The sequence below is a fragment of the Pelodictyon phaeoclathratiforme BU-1 genome (assembly GCF_000020645.1).
GTDB classification, from domain to species: domain Bacteria; phylum Bacteroidota; class Chlorobiia; order Chlorobiales; family Chlorobiaceae; genus Chlorobium; species Chlorobium phaeoclathratiforme.
The window spans coordinates 424,180-442,143 of the sequence record NC_011060.1 but is presented as its reverse complement, the minus strand read 5'-3'; the positions used below and the strand labels follow the sequence as shown (position 1 = coordinate 442,143).

Here is a 17,964-nt window from a genome sequence, read left to right as displayed (position 1 = left end):
ATTTCCTTCGTTATTGTAAAGTGGGTATAACAAATGCAAATATTCAAGTGTCTGCATTTTTTGCACTTTTACCTCATAATAACAATTATCGAAAAGAGTTAATAAAAACCTGACATGAGCGCATCCGTGACACAACACCATAAAAAAGCAGAAATACCTGGCTTTATTCACAAATATTTCATACAATCAATACACAACTTACACTTTACGCCTATCCTTCGACAATAGTAACGATAATGATGAATTGAGTTCAAGTTCATGATATCTGAGAACACTAAACGTTAAGGAGCCTTCAAAATGAACGCAACTGCAGACACTCAACACGGTAACCCTCTGCCACCCGCAGCCAACCTGTTTTTCAAAACCATTTTTTTGCTCGACGAGGCACGCAGCGTCGCAACGGGTGATGGTATTGTAACATTCGAGCGCGTTTTTTTTTCTCCTGCCCGTTTGACGGCATTCTCCAAAGGGGAATTTGATAAAAAAATAGATGATGAATCGAGCATCAAAGAGTCTTATGAAAACATGATTCCTGAAGAACAAAAGCTGCATCGCTGTTTTCAGGTGGTCTTCAAGACTCAGGAATTGCGGAATGCGTTTATCCATAAGTACAAAAATAATAATGCATTAGAGTCGGTGACAGAAGAAGTTGAAGTAAAGCTATTTAACTTCCAGATACCTCCCAACGATACGATGAACAGTCAGCTTTGGGGGCATCAAAAAACCAATGTTGAAGCTGTTTGGGATTGCTCACGAGGATGTGGTCCGGTCGTTGCCATTGTAGATACAGGAATTGACACAACACACCCGGAGCTCCAGCATCAATTATGGGAAGTCTACCCAGGAGTACATGGCATTAACTTAAACAATGGCCCTATATCGGATATTACAGATTATCATCCTCTTGGTCATGGTACTCATGTTGCAGGTATTGTCGCTGCACGTGGAAATAACCTGTATGGCGTTATCGGCGCAGCACCTGCCGCCCAGCTCATGGGAATAAGAATATATGGTAGTTTGCCAACGGGAAGCGCCATGGCGGCTAGTGGCATTTACTGGGCAATAGGGCTCGGTGCTGATGTCATTAACTGTAGTTGGGGGGTTCAGGTACCATTTGACCCTGTTATCTCTTTAGCTATCGGGGCTGCACTTGCTCAGACTCCACCCCCTGTTATTGTAGCTGCCGCAGGAAATGATGGTGTCGATGCAATAAATTATTATCCGGCGAGCGACCCGCAAGTCATTTGTGTAGCAGCGACGGACATAAACGATGCGCGAGCGATATTTTCCAGTTCGTTATCCTCAAACTGGGGAAGTGTCGTCGATGTGGCGGCTCCAGGGAAGGATATCTGGTCTACAGTGCCAGTTAGCGTTAATTCAAGTGGTTTCATGCAACTATCCGGCACCTCGATGGCGGCTCCTCATGTATCTGCTATGGTTGCCATTATCCGTTCGCGTTTGTCCGGGCTTACGCAACCTGAGTATCTGGAGATAGTACAGACCTACGTATCCACCATATATCCCGATCGTTACATCGGAACAGGCCGCATTGATTTTACTTTTTTGAAAGAAATTCTTTGCGGATGTGGCTGCTCACCCTGCCGTTATCGTGTAATCCTGGAAGAACGCCGATTATATTACGCCAGCATTCGAAAAAAGTTTACCATTGCAGGAAATAGTAATCCCCCTGCATGCACTCTGCATGAGTGCACAGAAGTAACGATTTCCCCCAGTCTGGAGCCATGCTTTAAACTGCATTGGGGTGACTCACCTCAGGACCAAATTGAAACTCATGATACAGAAATCATCTATATCACAGCATGCAACCCCTATTGCAACATCACTTTTAAAGGTCTGAAGATTATTGCCATACGTATCATACCAAATTATGTACTCCCTAATAATGAAATGGCAGTTGAGCTTGCAGCGTCAAGCCTTATTTGCTATGGCACGTTAGGACCATCAAGGTGTACTACCCGAGAGTATGCGTTGATTACAAGTGATACAGCCCCCGGCACTTACAGCCTGGAATTTGAGTACTGTATTGAGGAGATTGAGTATCACGGGTATAACCGGGGAAAAAACAGCTTTACACTTACTCTGGTCGATAGCTGATTTGGCATTGGTTATTGATGATATTGATGACAACCTCAAGAGTGTCAGATATTCTTGGCATTACGCAGACTGATCGAAGTTAAACCTTCCGATTTGACGGATGCTCCTACCCATAGCAAAAAAGCCTTCCCTGATGAAGAGAAGGCTTTTTTGTTACAACGTGCAGGAAAGAAGAGTGACTTATTTAACGCTTTCGCTCACTTTTTTCTCGCTGGATTTGACCGGAGGTTCGAGTTCAGCGGTTGCTGCCTCAATCTCTTTTTTCTCATTGGGATGAGCTGCCAGGTAGGCTTCGATCTCTTCCTTGTTTTTGTCTTTGAAGTACTCAAGGGCTGAGAGAATGATGCGCTTGTTCTCCTTGTCGAATTCAATGACACGAAGCGGCAGGGCATCACCAATCTTGAAGGATGAGTGAATATCCTTTACGCCACCCTGAAGCAGATGTGATACTGGAACAAATCCATCGACATCTCCAGGAAGAATGACAATAACGCCTTTCTCGATGATCTGTGAGATCTCTCCGGGTGTTTCGGCGCCTACTGCATATTTCTGCTCGAACTCGTCCCAGGGATCCTGGTTGATCTGCTTGTGACCGAGGGCAATACGGCGTGCATGTACGTCAAACTTGAGTACTTTGACTTCCAGATCCTGGTTCTTTTTGACCAGTTCACTTGGATGACGGATTTTTTTGGTCCATGAGAGGTCGGAAATGTGTACCAGACCGTCAACACCGGGCTCAAGCTCAACAAAGACACCGAAATCGGTGATGTTGCTGACTGTTCCCTTGTGCAGTGAACCTTCGATATATTTTTCTGAAAGGGCAATCCATGGATCTTCGTTCACCCGTTTCATGGAGAGGGAGAGCTTGGTATGATCCTTGTCGATATTGAGGATCACACATTCGACTTCCTGCCCCAAGGTGACGAACTGCCCTGGATGCTTGATGTGCTGGGTCCAACTCATTTCCGAGATGTGGACGAGGCCTTCGATACCCTTTTCGATTTCAACAAAAGCGCCGTAATCGGTAATGGAGACAACACGACCCTGTGCCTTGGATGTGACGGGATATTTGACCTCGATATTTTCCCAAGGATGTGATTCAAGCTGTTTCATGCCAAGAGAGACTCTCTTGGTGTTCTCGTCAAAGCCGACAACCACAACCTTGATGGGCTGGTCAAGATCAACAACCTCTGAAGGATGGTTGATTCTGCCCCAGGTGATATCGGTAATGTGTACCAGACCGTCCAGACCGCCAAGATCGACAAAGATACCGAAGTCGGTGATGTTCTTGACTGTGCCTTCGAGTACCATGCCAACCTTGATGTTGGCGAGCATCTCTTCACGACGGGCGGCATAAGCCTCTTCGAGAATAACTTTATGGCTGACAACAATATTCTGGGTAACCGGATTGATTTTGACAACCCTGAAGTCCATGGTCTGGCCAACAAGGGCATCGAAATCACGAACCGGCTTTACATCAATCTGCGAACCGGGAAGGAAGGCTTCGACACCAGAAAGGGAGACCGTCATGCCACCCTTGACACGATTGATGATCTTGCCATTGATGATGGTATCGTTCTCGATTGAATCATAGATCTTGTCCCAGATTCTCAGAACATCGGCTTTCTTCTTGGAAAGAATGAGCTGTCCCATCTTGTCTTCGATGTTCTCAAGATAGACTTCAACATCATCGCCTACCTGTACTTCATCTTCAGCCCTGAATTCAAGCAGAGAGACGATACCTTCCGACTTGAAACCAACATCAATGGTAACATCCTTGTTGGATATCGAGACAATTCTGCCCTTGATAATTTCGTCTTCGGTGATTTCGTTGAGCGTGCTTGAATAAAGCTGCTCCATCAATGCAAGTTCAGCGGGCTCGTAATGCGCAAAAAATTTGAGTTTTTTTCTTGCCGGTCTTTCCTTGACCTTTTTTTCCTGTGTGAATGCTTCTGCCATTAATTTTTTCCTTCCTCTCTTGTAGGTTAGCCTGCCTGCCGCGAGAGATATCGGCCTGGCGGTTTTATGGTTTAATAAAAAATTATTTGTGTTGTCTTCTTGTAATATCTGTCGGGGCTCCCGTCACTCCCTTGCCCGCGCAAGTTGGCAGACCATCTCTACCTGACGCTCGATGGTCATTGCTGATGTATCAATTTCATAGGCTTCGGGATGTTTTTTCAAGGGGGCATGTTCTCTTTCGGCATCATCCCGGTCCCTTTTCGTTATCTCCTGTTCAAGCGAGTCAAGATCTGGCAGCTCAACACCTTCGGCAGACTTTGCCGTCAGTTCGGCATGGCGCCTTTTGGCCCTTTCGCGGGCGTCTGCAACAAGATAGATTTTCAGCTCTGCATCGGGAAAGACAACGGTGCCGATGTCGCGCCCATCCATGACAACGCCCCGCTGACGGCCGAGATGCTGCTGCATCTCACGAAGTCGGTCACGTACCGGTTTGAGTGAACTGATAAAACTGACTTCGCGACTCACCTGGTTCGATCTGATTTCGGCAGTGACATCCTCGCCATCAAGAAAAACGTGGTCGCCCTCAAAATGGATGACAATATCGTGAAGCAAACCGGAAACGCTCTCGGGGGAATGGTGCAGGCTATCAAGAACTCCCTGCTTCAGAGCCTTGAGAGTTACACTCCGGTACATGGCGCCGGTATCAATATAGGTGTACCCGAGCAGGTGCGCGACCTTGCGTGCTGTAGTACTTTTTCCGGATGCAGCCGGACCGTCAATGGCAATAATGATACGTTTTTTTCCCGTTTCCTGTTTCACTTGAGCATTTTGATTTAGCCTGCTATTTTATAAAAAATATTTGCTTTTTCCAAACATATTGGTTACATGTTAAAACCCTTATTTTTGTCACGGCCACTCATTCAAAAAATATTTTTTATGTCACTTCGCTGCGGCATTGTCGGATTGCCAAATGTCGGAAAGTCCACGCTTTTCAATGCCATCACGGCCAAACAGGCTGAAGCGGCAAATTATCCCTTTTGTACCATTGAGCCCAATGTGGGAACCGTCCTTGTACCGGACGAACGGATGCAGCAGATTGCTGATGTCGTAAAAACACCAACGCTGGTACCGGCAACTCTTGAAATTGTTGATATCGCCGGTCTGGTCAAAGGGGCAAGCAAGGGCGAAGGGCTTGGAAACCAGTTTCTTTCCCATATCAGGGAGGTTGATGCTATCGTCCATGTTGTCCGCTGTTTTGAAGATGACAATATCATCCATGTTGAGGGGAGAATAGATCCTGCTGATGATATCGTCACGATTGAAACGGAGCTGATGCTGGCCGATCTTGACAGTATGGAGCGCCGGATTGACCGACTCCGGAAAAATGCACGAAAGGATAAAGAGCTGCTCCTGCAGCTTGACGTGGCGGAAAAAATTATCAGTGGGCTCAGTGATGGCATTCCTGTCCGCAAGATCATTGAAACCCCGGAGGAGCAGGCAATTGCCCGGCAGTTCTTTCTCCTGTCGTCGAAACCAATCCTCTTTGCTGCAAATGTTGCTGAGACCGACCTTCCGGATGGAAACCACTTCACCAGAAAGGTTGCTGAAATAGCGGAAGCATCGGGCTCAAAAATGCTGATCATCAGTGCAAAAACCGAGGCAGAGATAGCTGAACTGCCCGAGGAGGAGAGACCGGAGTTTCTTGAAAGTCTTGGCCTGCATCTCTCCGGTCTCGACCGGCTGATCAAGACCGCCTATGACCTGCTTGGCCTGCAGACCTATTTTACCGCAGGTGAAAAGGAGGTTCATGCCTGGACGATTCGGAAGGGTGCCGCTGCGCCGGAAGCTGCCGGTGCAATCCACTCTGATTTTGAAAAGGGGTTTATCCGGGCTGAGGTGATGTACTACCGTGACCTTATTGAACTTGGTTCAGAGCAGAAGGTGAAGGTGGCGGGCAAGCTTCGCTCGGAGGGGAAGGAGTATATTGTGAGGGATGGGGATGTTATTGTTTTTCGGTTTAATGTTTGATTTTTGAAGAGAATAGGGGATATGGGACTTATGGGAGTCATGGGACTTATGGGTTCTATGGAGAGGGGATGATCACTTTTTACGGCGCTTTTTACCTTTTTTGCGTACTCTTTTTATATATGATGCTGCACCATAAAGTTACCACTGAGGCTCCCATAGGTATTTTTGATTCTGGTATTGGCGGGCTGACTGTTGTGAAGGCTGTACAGGCGGCTTTGCCGTTCGAGCGCATTCTCTATTTTGGCGATACGGCAAGGGTACCCTATGGGCCGAAATCACAGGTTACCATCAGGAAGTATGCTGCCGACGATACGGCTATGCTTATGCGCTATCAGCCGAAAATAATCATTGTGGCCTGCAATACGGTCTCTGCTCTTGCCCTTGATGTCGTTCAGAAATCATGCGGCGTGATCCCTGTTACCGGGGTTCTGAGGGCGGGCGCCAGGCTTGCCACCGAGGTGACAAGAAACAACCGGATCGGGGTTATCGGCACCCGGGCAACGGTCTCTTCGAATGCCTATGGTATTGCGATCAATGAATTTAATTCGGAGATCGAGGTTGTTTCGCGAGCCTGTCCTCTTTTTGTGCCGCTGGCTGAGGAGGGGTTTATTGACCATCTGGCAACAAGGCTTATCGCTGAAGAGTATCTGGCAGAAATTACCAGAGAGGGAATCGATACGCTGGTACTGGGCTGTACACACTATCCGATTCTGCGCAAGGTGATTGAAGAGATTGTTGGCCCTGAAATCCGTATCATCGACTCGGCTGAAGCTGTTGCCCTCAGAACGAGAGAGCTCCTTGAGGAATCGGGCCATCTTTCCTCTTCCCTGAAGGTATCTGCACCGCACCTTCTGGTCAGCGATCTGCCACAGAAATTCAGCATGCTCTACCAGCTCTTCATGGGCTCCGAATTGCCCGATGTTGAACTGGTGGAAGTATAGCAGATCGCTTTTGCCTTTTGCCTTCATACTTGTTACTTTTGACTTCTCCCTATTGATCATTTAATGTGTGCACAGCGTGAACATAAACCTCGACAGAACTTCATCAGGCTTCTGCATTGGAGTTCAGGGAACTATCTATGCCGCCGAAGAAAAGCTCCAGCAGGAGGGTGGATTATACTCTTTCGGTGATATTGTCCATAATGAGGTCGAGGTGAAACGGCTTGAAGCTCTCGGCCTTGTAACCGTTGATGAAAGGGCTTTCAGGGAGCTCAGAGATGCTCACGTCCTTATCAGGGCACATGGAGAGCCTCCCTCAACCTACAGGATTGCGCGTGAAAATAATCTGACGGTTACCGACACCACCTGCCCGGTCGTCTCCCGACTGCAACGCACAACAAGATTACTTTTTGAGCTGGGTTACCAGATTATCATCTATGGCAAACAGAGCCATCCGGAAGTTATCGGTATCAACGGCCAATGCAACAACCAGGCTGTCATTATCAAACATGCTGATCTCAGTGATCCTGATGAGTTAAAGGGACTTGACCTCGCAAAAAAAAGTGCGCTCATCTCTCAGACCACCATGGATGTTCCGGGATTTTACGAGCTGAAAGCGCTTCTTGAGGCACGTTTCGCTCAATACCTCTCCAGTGAAAAGAGCGCATGGATGGCCATTCGCGATATCGATATCACTGCCGCGATGACCGGAGTGCTCTCCATGCCTTCGCTGCTCTTCAAAGATACCATCTGCCGCCAGGTATCGAGTCGAAACCAGAAGTTGCATGACTTTTCCCTTGCCAATGATGTTGTCATTTTTGTGGCCGGGAAAAAAAGTTCTAACGGGCAGGTACTCTACCATATCTGCAAGGAGGCAAATCCCCGGAGCTATTTTATCGAAGAGATTGAGGAGATTGAGGAGAGATGGTTACGCAACAGTGACGGCAGGGCTGTGGCGACGGTGGGCGTATGCGGCGCCACCTCAACGCCTATGTGGCATCTTGAAAAAGTCGCTCTCCATCTTGAAAAGAACTTTGCACAGTAAGGGCCATCAACGCACAACAATCCGGAACGTTTTTTGTTTATACCCATGAAGCAGCTCTCTCTTATCATCGATCAGCAGGCAGTTACAACAGCACAGGGAACTTCGATTCTTGAAGCGGCTGCGGAGGCTGGTATCACGATTCCAACGCTCTGCTTTCTCAACTCCCTGCACGAGACGGGGTCGTGCTGGATGTGTATTGTTGAGATCAAGGGCAAAAATCGCTTTGTTCCGGCATGTGATACACTGGCTTCCGAGGGGATGGTTATTGAAACGGACAACGCGGAGATCAGCGCCATGAGGCGTCAGAGCCTTGAACGGATCATTGAAGAGCATGGAGGTGATTGCATGGGGCCTTGTGAGCTCTCCTGCCCTGCAGGTTGCAATATCCCGGATTTTGTCGCGGCCATTGCCCGCCATGATGAGCGTGAGGCCATACGGATTATCAAGCAGAGCATTCCTCTCCCCGGAATTCTCGGTCGTATCTGCCCGGCTCCCTGCGAGGATGAGTGCCGCCGGCACGGTGTAGACCAGCCGGTCTCGATCTGTGCCCTGAAACGCTATGCTGCCGACAGGGATTCGGCGCAACCCGAGCGGTTCATCCCTGAAATTGCTCCGAAAACAGGGAAAAAAGTGGCCATTGTCGGCGCCGGAGCTGCCGGCCTTTCCGCTGCCTGGTTTTTGCTCAGCAAGGGACATGGGGTGACCATTCTCGAGTCGAGTGAGGAGGCTGGCGGAATGCTGCGCTACGGCATTCCCCGCTTCCGGCTTCCTGAAACCGTTATCGACAGTGACATTGCTCCCCTGCTCGAGATGGGTCTGGAGTTCCGTTTCAATACCACTTTCGGTCAAGAGGTCACCCTTGAAACGCTTCAGGCTCAATTTGATGCTGTTTTTCTTGCGATTGGCGCCCAAAAGGCTTCGAAAATGCATATTGCCGGTGAAGATGAGCCTGGCGTGACGAGCGGCATCGCCTTTCTGCGAAGGGTTGCTTTAGATGATCAGCCTCATTTGGAGGGGCGGGTCGTCGTTACCGGTGGAGGCAACACCGCCATTGATGCGGCAAGAAGCGCAATGCGTCTTGGAGCTTCTACGGTTACCATCCTCTACCGCCGTTCAAGAAAAGAGATGCCTGCCAACGCATCTGAAATCGATGAGGCTCTGTCTGAAGGGATCTCGCTTGTTGAATGGGCTGCCCCGACTGCAATCAGGAGGCTGAATGATGCTCTTGAAATAACGGCTATCATGATGAAGCCAGGCGCGCCTGACCAATCGGGGCGAAGGAGACCGGTACCTGTTGAGGGATCGGAATTCACCATCATGGCCGACACGGTCATCTCGGCTATCGGGCAGCAGATTGACCGCTCTGTAGCAGATCATGCCGGTATCGGCAGCACGGAGCACGGTGAAGTGCTGGTTCACCCCGAGACCCTGCAATCGGCAAGACCCTGGCTGTTTGCAGGTGGAGATTGTGTAACCGGGGCTGATACGGCCATCCAGGCCGTTGAGCAGGGAAAACGGGCTGCTTATGCCATCAACCTTTTTTTGGGGGATGAAGCCGTTACGGTTCCGAAAGCCTCTTTTAACTCCTCCTATGGAGCGCGTGATGAGGCTCCAGGGGCATTCTACGACAAGGCTGAACCGGCAGAAAGGGTGGCTCTGGCTGAACTGCTGCCGACCGATCGCACCAACAGCTTCTGCGAAGTGGTTACAGGATACACGGAAACCCAGGCCCGTGAGGAGGCGCTGCGCTGCCTGCAATGCCGCTGCAATGCCGTCAACGATTGTCGGTTGCGGGTACTCGCCTCCCGTTACCTGCCCGTTGAAGCTGCACAAAAGCATGATCATCAGGGGTTTTACCGGGCAGAAAATGCCGATATGGGCATGGAACGCGAAAAGTGCGTTGACTGTGGCATCTGTGTGCGGATGCTTGAGGAGTTTGATGGAGCTATCGACATTGCCGTCATGGCTGAAAGCTGCCCCACAGGAGCATTGTCGCGCCCCCCGGGCCTCTCCTGATACAAACCGGGCGCACTCACTTGCCATAGCCACAGCAGGCCCAATCGATAAAAAAAAAGTACTCTTCCGGTTTTTTTTCAGCCAAACACTTCGTATTTTAAAGCGTCCGGGGTCGTCCGGGGTCAGGATCATCAACATCTTTCAGGCAACGCTCTCTCTTCTGTACATGTGCGTTTTCGGCTGCAATGGATTGACGCCCTGTCAGTCACCTGAGGGTAGCTCTCAAAAGGCGCCTTCGTCTCTCTTCACTTCCGGGGTGATTCTGGCAATTTTTGTCCGCCTTTTCATCTTTTTCACGATTGAGTGTAACGAGACGCTCCATGCGGCAGTCAATAGCGATGCCGACAGGCTCTATTCGGCAAAAAGCTACGAACAAGAGATCATCAAAGCCAAGAAAGCGCTTGAGGTATCGGATTCCAGCCTTGCTCAAACCGATCTGACGCTCTGCCTGAACAACCTTGCGGCTCTCTACTTTGTCGAGGGACGGTATGCTGAGGCTGAACCACTTTACCTCCGGGCTCTCGATATTCGCACGAAGCTGCTTGGCCCCGATCATGCCGATGTGGCCGTGAGTCTCAACAATCTGGCCATGTTATACAATGCCGAAGGAAAATATGCCGAAGCAGAGCCTCTTCTGACCCGTGCGCTTGCCATACAGGAGCGGATGTTCGGTTCTCTCAATGCGGAGTTTGCCCTGATCCTGAACAATATGAGCGAGCTGTACTATATGCAGGGTCACTATGCAGAGGCTGAGTCTCTCTGCAAACGCTCGCTTGCCATCCGGGAACAACTTTTCGGAGAGAATCACCCCGATATTGCCCAGAGTCTGAACAATCTTGCAAGAGTTTTCTATGACCGGGGAAGGTATGCCGAAGCTGAACCACTCTACCTCCGTGCTCTTGATATCTGGGAAAACAATCCAGGCAGCGCCGAGCCAGATGCAGCAAGGGCGCTCAACAACTTGTCGGAACTCTACCGCTCTGAAGGCCGGTATGCTGAAGCTGAACCTCTCTCTTTGCGAGCTCTTGCTCTCCGGGAGCGCGCTTTTGGCCTTGAACACCCTTTGGTGGCCACAAACCTGAACAACCTTGCACTCCTCTATAACAATCAGGGAAGGTACGCCAAAGCTGAACCGCTCTGCCGCCGGGCGCTGGCCATCAGGGAGAAGCTGCTTGGCCCTCTTCACCCTGAAGTAGCCACAAGTCTGAGCAACCTTGCATTAATCTGTAAAAGTGAGGGGAAATATGCTGAAGCGTTGCCACTGTCGATGCGCGCACTGGCCATCAGAGAAAAAAACTTTGGCCTGCAACACCCTTATGTGGCAAAAAGTATGCACAATCTTGCAGAGCTGTACGTCAGCATGGGCCGCATGGCAGAAGCTCTTCCTCTCCACGAGGTTGCGCTGGCCACCCTGACAAAGCTTCTCGGTACCGAGCATCATGATACAGGGTTGAGCATGAACCATCTTGCAGGGCTTTACTTTACCCTCGGACAATATCAAAAGGCCGAACCACTCTACCGCCAGGCGCTTGCCATTCACGATAAGCTTGTTGGCCCTCTTCACCCTGATCATCCTGAAGTTGCAACGACACTCAATAACCTTGCAGAATTGATGCGCATTCAGGGCCGGTATGCAGAGGCCGACTCCTGCAACCGCCGTGCGCTGGCCATGAGGGAGAGGCTCTTTGGCCCGGAACACCCCGATGTTGCCCTGAGCCTCTGCAACACAGGCGTCCTGAAAAAAAATCAGGGAAAATACGCTGAGGCAGCACCTCTCTTCATACGTTCACTGAAAATCAGGGAGAAGCTCTTTGGCGCTGTACACCCTGATGTCGCAACGAGTCTGAGTAACCTTGCGGCACTCTACAAAAGTGAGGGAAGATATGCTGAAGCGTTACCTCTCTCCCAACGTGCGCTCGCCATCAGGAAAAAAGTACTCACTCCTGAACACCCTGATCTGGCAACAAGCCTGAATAACCTTGGGGTGCTTTACACTATCCTGGGCAAGTATACACAGGCCGAGGCGCTTTTGACCCGTTCTCTGGCTCTACGGGAGAAGTTGTTTGCTCCTCTTCACCCCGATATCGCAACAAGTCTGAATAACATGGCAGAGTTGTTTCGCATTCAGGCCAGATACCGTGAAGCTGCTCCTCTTTACCGCCGTTCTCTCGACATACGGGAAAAGCTCTTTCCTCCCCTTCATCCCGATATTGCCCTGACTCTTAACAATTTTGCCCTGCTCTACTCCGATCAGGGAGAGTATGCTGTAGCCGAGCCGCTCTATCTCCGAGCTCTCGACATCACGAAGAGGCTCTTTGGCCCGAAAAGCCTTGATACAGCAATAAGCATGAACAACCTTGCGGCGCTTTACTCTGCTGGAGGCCGCCATGCCGAGGCCGCGCCTCTTTACAGCGATGCGATGGCCATCATGGAGAATGTTGATGCAACGCATCACGACAGCCATATGGTCGCCCTGAACAACCATGCAGAAGGGTACCTCGCCAGCAAAGACGATCATGAGGCTGAGGATTGCGTTAAACGGTCACTTGCAATCAGGGAGAAGAATTTCGGCACTCTTCATCCAAGCGTTGCGACCTGCCTGAATAACCTTGCTGTAATTCTGGATGCCAAAGGCCAACATGCCGAGGCTGAGCCACTCTATCTCCGTTCGATCGCTATTGTTGAGTGCGCACTTTCCCCCGATCACCCCGTTATTGCACAAATTCTTCAAAATCTTGCGCTCCTTTACCGGAAAACAGGAAGGGATGGGGCCGCAGGGGAGCTTGAAAAACGAGCCCTGCTCATAACGGGCAAAACACGATAAAAGCGTAGAGTTAAAACCGGTTATTGAGGCTAAACGCAAGACTTCTCTGTTATAGCGTAACGATAAAGTTATGACACTATGAAAATATGTGGAAATGATGATTCCTGCAGACTGGTAAAAGCATTGCTGCTTACCTCTGTCGGAACGGTTTCTCTGGCAGTATGCTCGTCTGGAGCGCCGCAGAAAATTGGTGATGAGTATGGAGGGGGCATAATAGCCGCTATTTTTAACCCGGGTGATCCGGGTTACTCTGACATGGCGGAACAGTTCATGATTGCTTCCAAAACAGATGTATCCGAATCCGAAATTTTAAGTTCAAATCTGGCTGCATCGGACAAAATGGAGCAATACGGGTATTACGACCGGTTACTGCAAAGCGAGGAAGTTCTGCGTCACGTTGCTGCAAGTGGAAACTGAGCGTTACACTCCCCCTTTTTGGGGAGATTTCAAAAAATCAAGGAGGAACTTGAACAGCTCTCCAACAACATGGATCACACTCTGGAACCCCTGTTCGATATGGTGAAAGGATTGATGAATGTTGCCTCCGGTAAAATGGAGCCAGGCGGCATAAAGGATGAGCATGGCTGCAACAACAAAAAAGAGCCGCATGACCCTTCTGAGAAAGGAGAAGAGGATCATGATCGAAATGATGACGGCAATGATAAAGAGTACAGGATGACCAACGAGGTATGCAACTGCTTTTTCCATAGTATCAGCTTTTTTTATTGATCACGAACAAGAGTCGTAAACCCTGATGACGGAAGAGATGGAGTTCCGGCTTTTCGGGCCAACGGATGTACAATTCTCCATCATGTTAAAGATATTCCTGCAGAATCGCCGCAATTTTGTGTGAAGGTGAGTCGCTGGCAAGCCTTTCCCTTGCTGCAAGCAGCTCGCGGCGCATCGTGCCGGCTTTTTCGGGATCGTCAAGGATTGTGCAGGCAGTCTGGTATATCTCCGTTCCACTGGCCTCATGCTGGATAAGTTCGGGCACGGCCCTTTCGCTGCTTCCGAGCCCTTTGGCTACAATGTTGGCAAGTGAAATGCTTGTCAGCTTTACCAACTGACGACCAATCAGGTAATTAAGCCATCCTGTCCTGTAGACAACTACCATTGGTACACCGAAACAGAGTGATTCAAGCGTTGCGGTACCAGAGGTGACCAGTGCAAGATCGCTGTACTGCATGACTTCATAAGCCGAACAGTTGATAACGGAAAGATCCGGATATGCCGACCATGCATGGTAAACCTCTTCGTCGAGGTGCGGTGCGCGTCCGAAGAGAAAAACCACACGGTAATTTTGGCTCAGCAGACGGGCTGCTTTCAGCATTTCCGGTAAAATGTGAGCAATCTCCTGCTTGCGACTTCCTGGAAGAAGACCGATCAGAAGGGTATCCGGCGCCAGATTATATCTCTGTACAAAAAGCTCTCTGGATGGCAGTGAGAGTTCTGCAAGCTGCTCGATAACGGGATGACCGACAAATTCTGCATTGATACCATGGCGTCGAAAAAATTCAACCTCGAAATCGAAGATAACAAGGAGCCGATCAACATCACGCCGGATCGCCTTTACCCGACCCTCTTTCCATGCCCAAACCTGGGGGGAGATGTAGTAGATAACCGGAATACCGAGTTGATGAAAAAAACGGGCCATCATGAGGTTCATGCCTGGATAGTCAACAAGAAAGGCTGCCTGTGGTTTTTCACGACGTATGGCTTCCTTGAGTTCCCGAATAACCCGACGAAGAAATCCGGCATGTTTGAGCACGTCAAGAAAACCCATGATGCTCATCTGCGCAGTGTCGTAGAGCAACTCTGCTCCAAGAGTGCGCAGTTTTTCACCACCGATACCAAAAACCTTGAGTTCAGGCCTTGCTTTCAGCAGTTCAGTGATGACTCCGGCTGCATGCATATCACCGGAGAGCTCACCTGCTAATACAAAAAGCTTTTTTGACATCAAAAAAGAGAGATAATTGGATGAACGACCGGGAATCTGTATTTTAGAGCGATGTGGCTCTTTTTTATTATATCAAATTCAATAAAGAATGCAAGTTAAATTCGGTACTGACGGATGGCGCGCGATTATAGCAAAAGATTATACGTTTGACAACCTCAAACTTGCAGCACTGGCCTCGGCCCGATATTTTCTCGGCCACCCGAACAGGGCGAAGGGGGTGTGCGTTGGCTACGATACACGCTTCATGTCGAGAGAGTTTGCTGAATATACTGCGGAAGTTTTTTCATCGCAGGGGCTTAAGGTCTTTTTGTCTGATAGTTTTGCCTCAACACCTGCCGTCTCTCTCTATACAAAAGCGAAGCAGCTTGCTGGTGGTATTGTCATCACGGCCTCCCACAATCCGGCTATCTATAATGGATTCAAGGTTAAAGCCTCTTATGGTGGTCCAGCGCACCCGGAGGTCATTGCTGAAATTGAGAGCCATCTTCTCGAAATCGATCCGCAAACCCTTCTTGTACCCGACAAAAAGCTGATTGAGCTGGTCGATATGAAGGGATTTTATCTCAACTACCTGAAAAGCAGCATCAATCTCCCCCTGATCCGCGAATCACGCATCAAGATAGCACATAATGCCATGCATGGCGCCGGACAGGATCTTCTTACCAGCCTGTTTGATGAGTCCATGCTCAGTTGCTACCATTGCAGCATCAACCCGGGGTTTGGAGGGATCAATCCTGAGCCGATGCCTCAGTATATCGGTGAGTTTATCGAATTTTTCAAGGAGGTTGAACCTGATGTCGCCATTATCAATGATGGTGATGCCGACAGGATTGGTATGCTTGATGAACATGGCGCCTTTGTGGACTCCCATAAACTCTTTGCCATTATTCTCAAGGATCTGGTCGAGGAGAAGCATCAGACCGGTGAGGTCGCCAAAACATTTGCGCTGACCGATGTCATTGATAAAATCTGCGAGAAGCATCATCTGCTCATGCATGAACTTCAGGTCGGCTTCAAGCATGTCAGCAAACTCATGACAACCAATAATATCCTCATGGGTGGTGAAGAGTCGGGCGGCATAGGTATTACGGCGTTTCTGCCGGAACGGGACGGCGTCTATACTGGCCTGCTGATCCTTGAGATGATGACGCGCCGCGAAAAGACTCTTTCGGAGCTGGTTCAGGAACTCTATGATGAGTATGGCTTTTTCTGTTACAATCGCCACGATCTGCATGTCAGTGATGCAAAAAAACAGGCCATTATCGACCGCGCATCAAAGGGAGATCTTGCAACCATCGCCGGTTATAAAGTTTTGAAATTCAGTAATCTCGATGGCTACAAATATCACTTTGAAGGTGGATGGATGCTTATCCGCCCATCCGGCACAGAACCGATACTGCGTCTCTATTGTGAGGCTGACTCACAGGAGAAGGTTGACAAAGTTCTTGCCTTTGCTGCAAAACTCGCCTGAAGAGGCTTGTGTCAGGTATGAGAGCCCGCGAAGAGCTGTTCAAAGGCCTTGTTGCCGAACATCAGGAGATGGTGGTCAATACCTGTTACCGATTTGTTTTTAATCGAGAAGATGCAGAGGATCTTGCTCAGGATGTTTTTGTTGAGGTGTTTCGCTCTCTTGAGCAGTTTCGTGAAGAGGCAAAACTCTCGACATGGATATACCGAATCGCCGTCACAAAGTCGCTTGATCACCTGCGTCGCTTGAAGAGGAAAAAGCGGTTCAGCTCATTGAAAAGAATTATCGGTGTTTCTGATCCCTCTGAAGAGATTGCTGCCCCCACCACGGATAATCCTGCCGAAGCTCTGGCAGGAAGCGAGCAGGCAAGAATATTGCAAAATGCCCTGAATTCGCTTCCCGACAGTCAAAAAACCGCGTTTCTTCTCAGCAAACAGGAGGGGTACAGTAATCAGGAAATCGCTGATCTCCTTAAAACATCAGTATCAGCGGTCGAATCCCTGGTGCACAGGGCAAAAAAAAACCTTCACGATAAGCTTTATGCCTACTATAGCGAACAGTGATTTTTTCTTCAAGCCACAAGGTTTTGACATACCTGTCGTCCTACACAATGAAACAGGAGTGTACAGATGAAAAAATGTGATGAAAATATAGAGGCCAGGGTCGTTGAGACCATGGCATTACTTGATGAGCTGCAGCCTCTTGAGGTGCACCATCTCTTCAGGGTACGGCTGATGGAGAGAGTGGAACGGGAATTCGGAGAGGGAGCCAGGGTTCGAAGGGGCGATCGTCTTGATTTTCGCCTGGCATTTATGGCTCTCCTGCTTGTTGTTAATCTCGGTTCAGCGCTTGTATCGGTGTTTGATGGTAACCGTCAGGTAACAGGAGGGGCTGTCAGTGAACTGCTTGACAGTCAGAATGATGACTACAGCAGTCAGGAGTTTGCCTACTATGAGCAGACTGCTGCGACCACTTCTCCCGCAACAGAAACAGGGGGGGAGGAGTATCCTTGAAGCGACACAATACAAAAAAGAGCCGATGAAAACGATGATACGAAATTCCTGCCTTATGCAGGGAGAATCTGATTTGAGGATGCCATGAACCTTCTTGATTCAAGACGACTTGTTACGACAGCGCTTGTGCTGCTCGCTGTGCTCAATGTGACGCTGCTTGCTACGTTGTGGTGGCGTGAGAGTTGCAGGCTGATACCCGGAACCGAATCGGTAATCCATAACAAAAAGCGCCTCTCGTTTAGCAGGCAGCTTGACCTTGATGAGTCGCAGAGGATCAGTTTTGATAAACTGCGAAAGGAACATTTTCACAACGTCGGAGCTGAAATGAAGGCAATTGCCTTGCTGAAAAAACAACTGATTCAGGAGGCTCTGCAAGAAAAGCCTGATACCATAAAAATAGAGAGCATTGCTGGAAATATCGGTTCCCGTCACGCAGCCGTAGAACGGCAGCTTGCCTTTCACTTTCATGAACTGGCAAAGGTGTGTACACCCGGACAGCGGGATTCGCTGAGGATAATACTGGAGCGTATTGCTGCACGAAAGCGGCCTGACAGAAGTGAGCGGTGGGGAGAGAACCCATCTCCGGGTCGCTGAGAGTGGC

The 17,964-nt window shown here is 49.4% G+C and carries 15 protein-coding genes; 11 read left to right on the top strand and 4 right to left on the bottom strand.

Annotated elements, in window-relative coordinates:
- The first annotated feature begins 297 nt into the window (after nucleotides 1-297).
- Nucleotides 298-2,115, top strand: a complete 1,818-nt coding sequence (locus PPHA_RS14440; RefSeq protein ID WP_012507274.1) for a S8 family peptidase — start codon at nucleotides 298-300, stop codon at nucleotides 2,113-2,115.
- 180 nt (nucleotides 2,116-2,295) lie between these two features.
- Here the strand turns inward: PPHA_RS14440 and rpsA are convergent, their stop codons facing one another.
- On the bottom strand, nucleotides 2,296-4,074 hold the full coding sequence (rpsA, locus tag PPHA_RS02260) for a 30S ribosomal protein S1 (protein ID WP_012507273.1): 1,779 nt from the start codon (nucleotides 4,072-4,074) through the stop codon (nucleotides 2,296-2,298).
- Between the two features lie 123 nt (nucleotides 4,075-4,197).
- Nucleotides 4,198-4,893 (bottom strand): (d)CMP kinase, encoded by a 696-nt coding sequence (gene cmk, locus PPHA_RS02255; RefSeq protein WP_012507272.1) that lies wholly within the window; start codon nucleotides 4,891-4,893, stop codon nucleotides 4,198-4,200.
- Between the two features lie 117 nt (nucleotides 4,894-5,010).
- Here cmk and ychF point away from each other — a divergent pair, with 117 nt between their 5' ends.
- From ychF to PPHA_RS02225, 6 genes are all read left to right on the top strand, one after another.
- Entirely contained in the window at nucleotides 5,011-6,102 is a 1,092-nt protein-coding gene (ychF, locus tag PPHA_RS02250) for a redox-regulated ATPase YchF (RefSeq protein WP_012507271.1), read from the top strand.
- 122 nt (nucleotides 6,103-6,224) lie between these two features.
- Complete coding sequence (murI, locus tag PPHA_RS02245) at nucleotides 6,225-7,043, top strand: glutamate racemase (protein ID WP_041526632.1); 819 nt, start codon at nucleotides 6,225-6,227, stop codon at nucleotides 7,041-7,043.
- Between the two features lie 76 nt (nucleotides 7,044-7,119).
- A complete protein-coding gene (locus PPHA_RS02240; RefSeq protein ID WP_012507269.1) occupies nucleotides 7,120-8,085 on the top strand; it encodes a 4-hydroxy-3-methylbut-2-enyl diphosphate reductase in 966 nt (321 codons plus the stop codon).
- Nucleotides 8,086-8,130: 45 nt separating this feature from the next.
- Nucleotides 8,131-10,101: an FAD-dependent oxidoreductase gene (locus PPHA_RS02235; RefSeq protein WP_012507268.1), complete on the top strand. Its 1,971-nt coding sequence runs from the start codon at nucleotides 8,131-8,133 to the stop codon at nucleotides 10,099-10,101.
- Nucleotides 10,025-12,925, top strand: a complete 2,901-nt coding sequence (locus tag PPHA_RS02230) for a tetratricopeptide repeat protein (protein ID WP_150085552.1) — start codon at nucleotides 10,025-10,027, stop codon at nucleotides 12,923-12,925. The genes PPHA_RS02235 and PPHA_RS02230 overlap by 77 nt, the downstream gene beginning before the upstream one ends.
- Before the next feature lie 78 nt (nucleotides 12,926-13,003).
- On the top strand, nucleotides 13,004-13,342 hold the full coding sequence (locus PPHA_RS02225) for a hypothetical protein (RefSeq protein WP_012507266.1): 339 nt from the start codon (nucleotides 13,004-13,006) through the stop codon (nucleotides 13,340-13,342).
- Between the two features lie 3 nt (nucleotides 13,343-13,345).
- On the opposite strand, the gene PPHA_RS02220 is transcribed toward PPHA_RS02225, so the two are convergent.
- Both PPHA_RS02220 and lpxB read right to left on the bottom strand, forming a co-directional pair.
- Nucleotides 13,346-13,633, bottom strand: coding sequence for a hypothetical protein (locus PPHA_RS02220; RefSeq protein WP_012507265.1), 288 nt, complete (start codon nucleotides 13,631-13,633; stop codon nucleotides 13,346-13,348).
- 106 nt (nucleotides 13,634-13,739) lie between these two features.
- Entirely contained in the window at nucleotides 13,740-14,882 is a 1,143-nt protein-coding gene (gene lpxB / locus PPHA_RS02215; RefSeq protein WP_012507264.1) for a lipid-A-disaccharide synthase, read from the bottom strand.
- An 88-nt stretch (nucleotides 14,883-14,970) separates the two neighbouring features.
- On the opposite strand from lpxB, the gene PPHA_RS02210 reads away from it, so the two are divergent.
- The 4 genes from PPHA_RS02210 (at nucleotide 14,971) to PPHA_RS02195 (ending at nucleotide 17,957) form a co-directional block, all read left to right on the top strand.
- Entirely contained in the window at nucleotides 14,971-16,353 is a 1,383-nt protein-coding gene (locus PPHA_RS02210; protein WP_012507263.1) for a phosphoglucomutase/phosphomannomutase family protein, read from the top strand.
- A 17-nt stretch (nucleotides 16,354-16,370) separates the two neighbouring features.
- Nucleotides 16,371-16,913, top strand: coding sequence for an RNA polymerase sigma factor (locus PPHA_RS02205; RefSeq protein ID WP_012507262.1), 543 nt, complete (start codon nucleotides 16,371-16,373; stop codon nucleotides 16,911-16,913).
- A gap of 66 nt (nucleotides 16,914-16,979) precedes the next feature.
- Nucleotides 16,980-17,363 carry a hypothetical protein gene (locus tag PPHA_RS14435; RefSeq protein WP_012507261.1) on the top strand — a complete coding sequence of 128 codons (384 nt, stop codon included), beginning with the start codon at nucleotides 16,980-16,982 and terminating at the stop codon, nucleotides 17,361-17,363.
- A gap of 84 nt (nucleotides 17,364-17,447) precedes the next feature.
- Complete coding sequence (locus tag PPHA_RS02195; protein ID WP_012507260.1) at nucleotides 17,448-17,957, top strand: Spy/CpxP family protein refolding chaperone; 510 nt, start codon at nucleotides 17,448-17,450, stop codon at nucleotides 17,955-17,957.
- Nucleotides 17,958-17,964 lie beyond the last annotated feature (7 nt).

What these genes read in the sequence shown, in the direction of transcription:
- lpxB (WP_012507264.1), bottom strand. Translation starts at nt 14,882, where the DNA reads ATGTCAAAAAAGCTTTTTGTATTAGCAGGTGAGCTCTCCGGTGATATG.
- PPHA_RS02220 (WP_012507265.1), bottom strand. Translation starts at nt 13,633, where the DNA reads ATGGAAAAAGCAGTTGCATACCTCGTTGGTCATCCTGTACTCTTTATC.
- PPHA_RS02210 (WP_012507263.1), top strand. Translation starts at nt 14,971, where the DNA reads ATGCAAGTTAAATTCGGTACTGACGGATGGCGCGCGATTATAGCAAAA.
- PPHA_RS02230 (WP_150085552.1), top strand. Translation starts at nt 10,025, where the DNA reads ATGGAGCTATCGACATTGCCGTCATGGCTGAAAGCTGCCCCACAGGAG.
- PPHA_RS02195 (WP_012507260.1), top strand. Translation starts at nt 17,448, where the DNA reads ATGAACCTTCTTGATTCAAGACGACTTGTTACGACAGCGCTTGTGCTG.
- ychF (WP_012507271.1), top strand. Translation starts at nt 5,011, where the DNA reads ATGTCACTTCGCTGCGGCATTGTCGGATTGCCAAATGTCGGAAAGTCC.
- PPHA_RS14435 (WP_012507261.1), top strand. Translation starts at nt 16,980, where the DNA reads ATGAAAAAATGTGATGAAAATATAGAGGCCAGGGTCGTTGAGACCATG.
- PPHA_RS14440 (WP_012507274.1), top strand. Translation starts at nt 298, where the DNA reads ATGAACGCAACTGCAGACACTCAACACGGTAACCCTCTGCCACCCGCA.
- PPHA_RS02225 (WP_012507266.1), top strand. Translation starts at nt 13,004, where the DNA reads ATGAAAATATGTGGAAATGATGATTCCTGCAGACTGGTAAAAGCATTG.
- PPHA_RS02205 (WP_012507262.1), top strand. Translation starts at nt 16,371, where the DNA reads ATGAGAGCCCGCGAAGAGCTGTTCAAAGGCCTTGTTGCCGAACATCAG.
- PPHA_RS02235 (WP_012507268.1), top strand. Translation starts at nt 8,131, where the DNA reads ATGAAGCAGCTCTCTCTTATCATCGATCAGCAGGCAGTTACAACAGCA.
- murI (WP_041526632.1), top strand. Translation starts at nt 6,225, where the DNA reads ATGCTGCACCATAAAGTTACCACTGAGGCTCCCATAGGTATTTTTGAT.
- rpsA (WP_012507273.1), bottom strand. Translation starts at nt 4,074, where the DNA reads ATGGCAGAAGCATTCACACAGGAAAAAAAGGTCAAGGAAAGACCGGCA.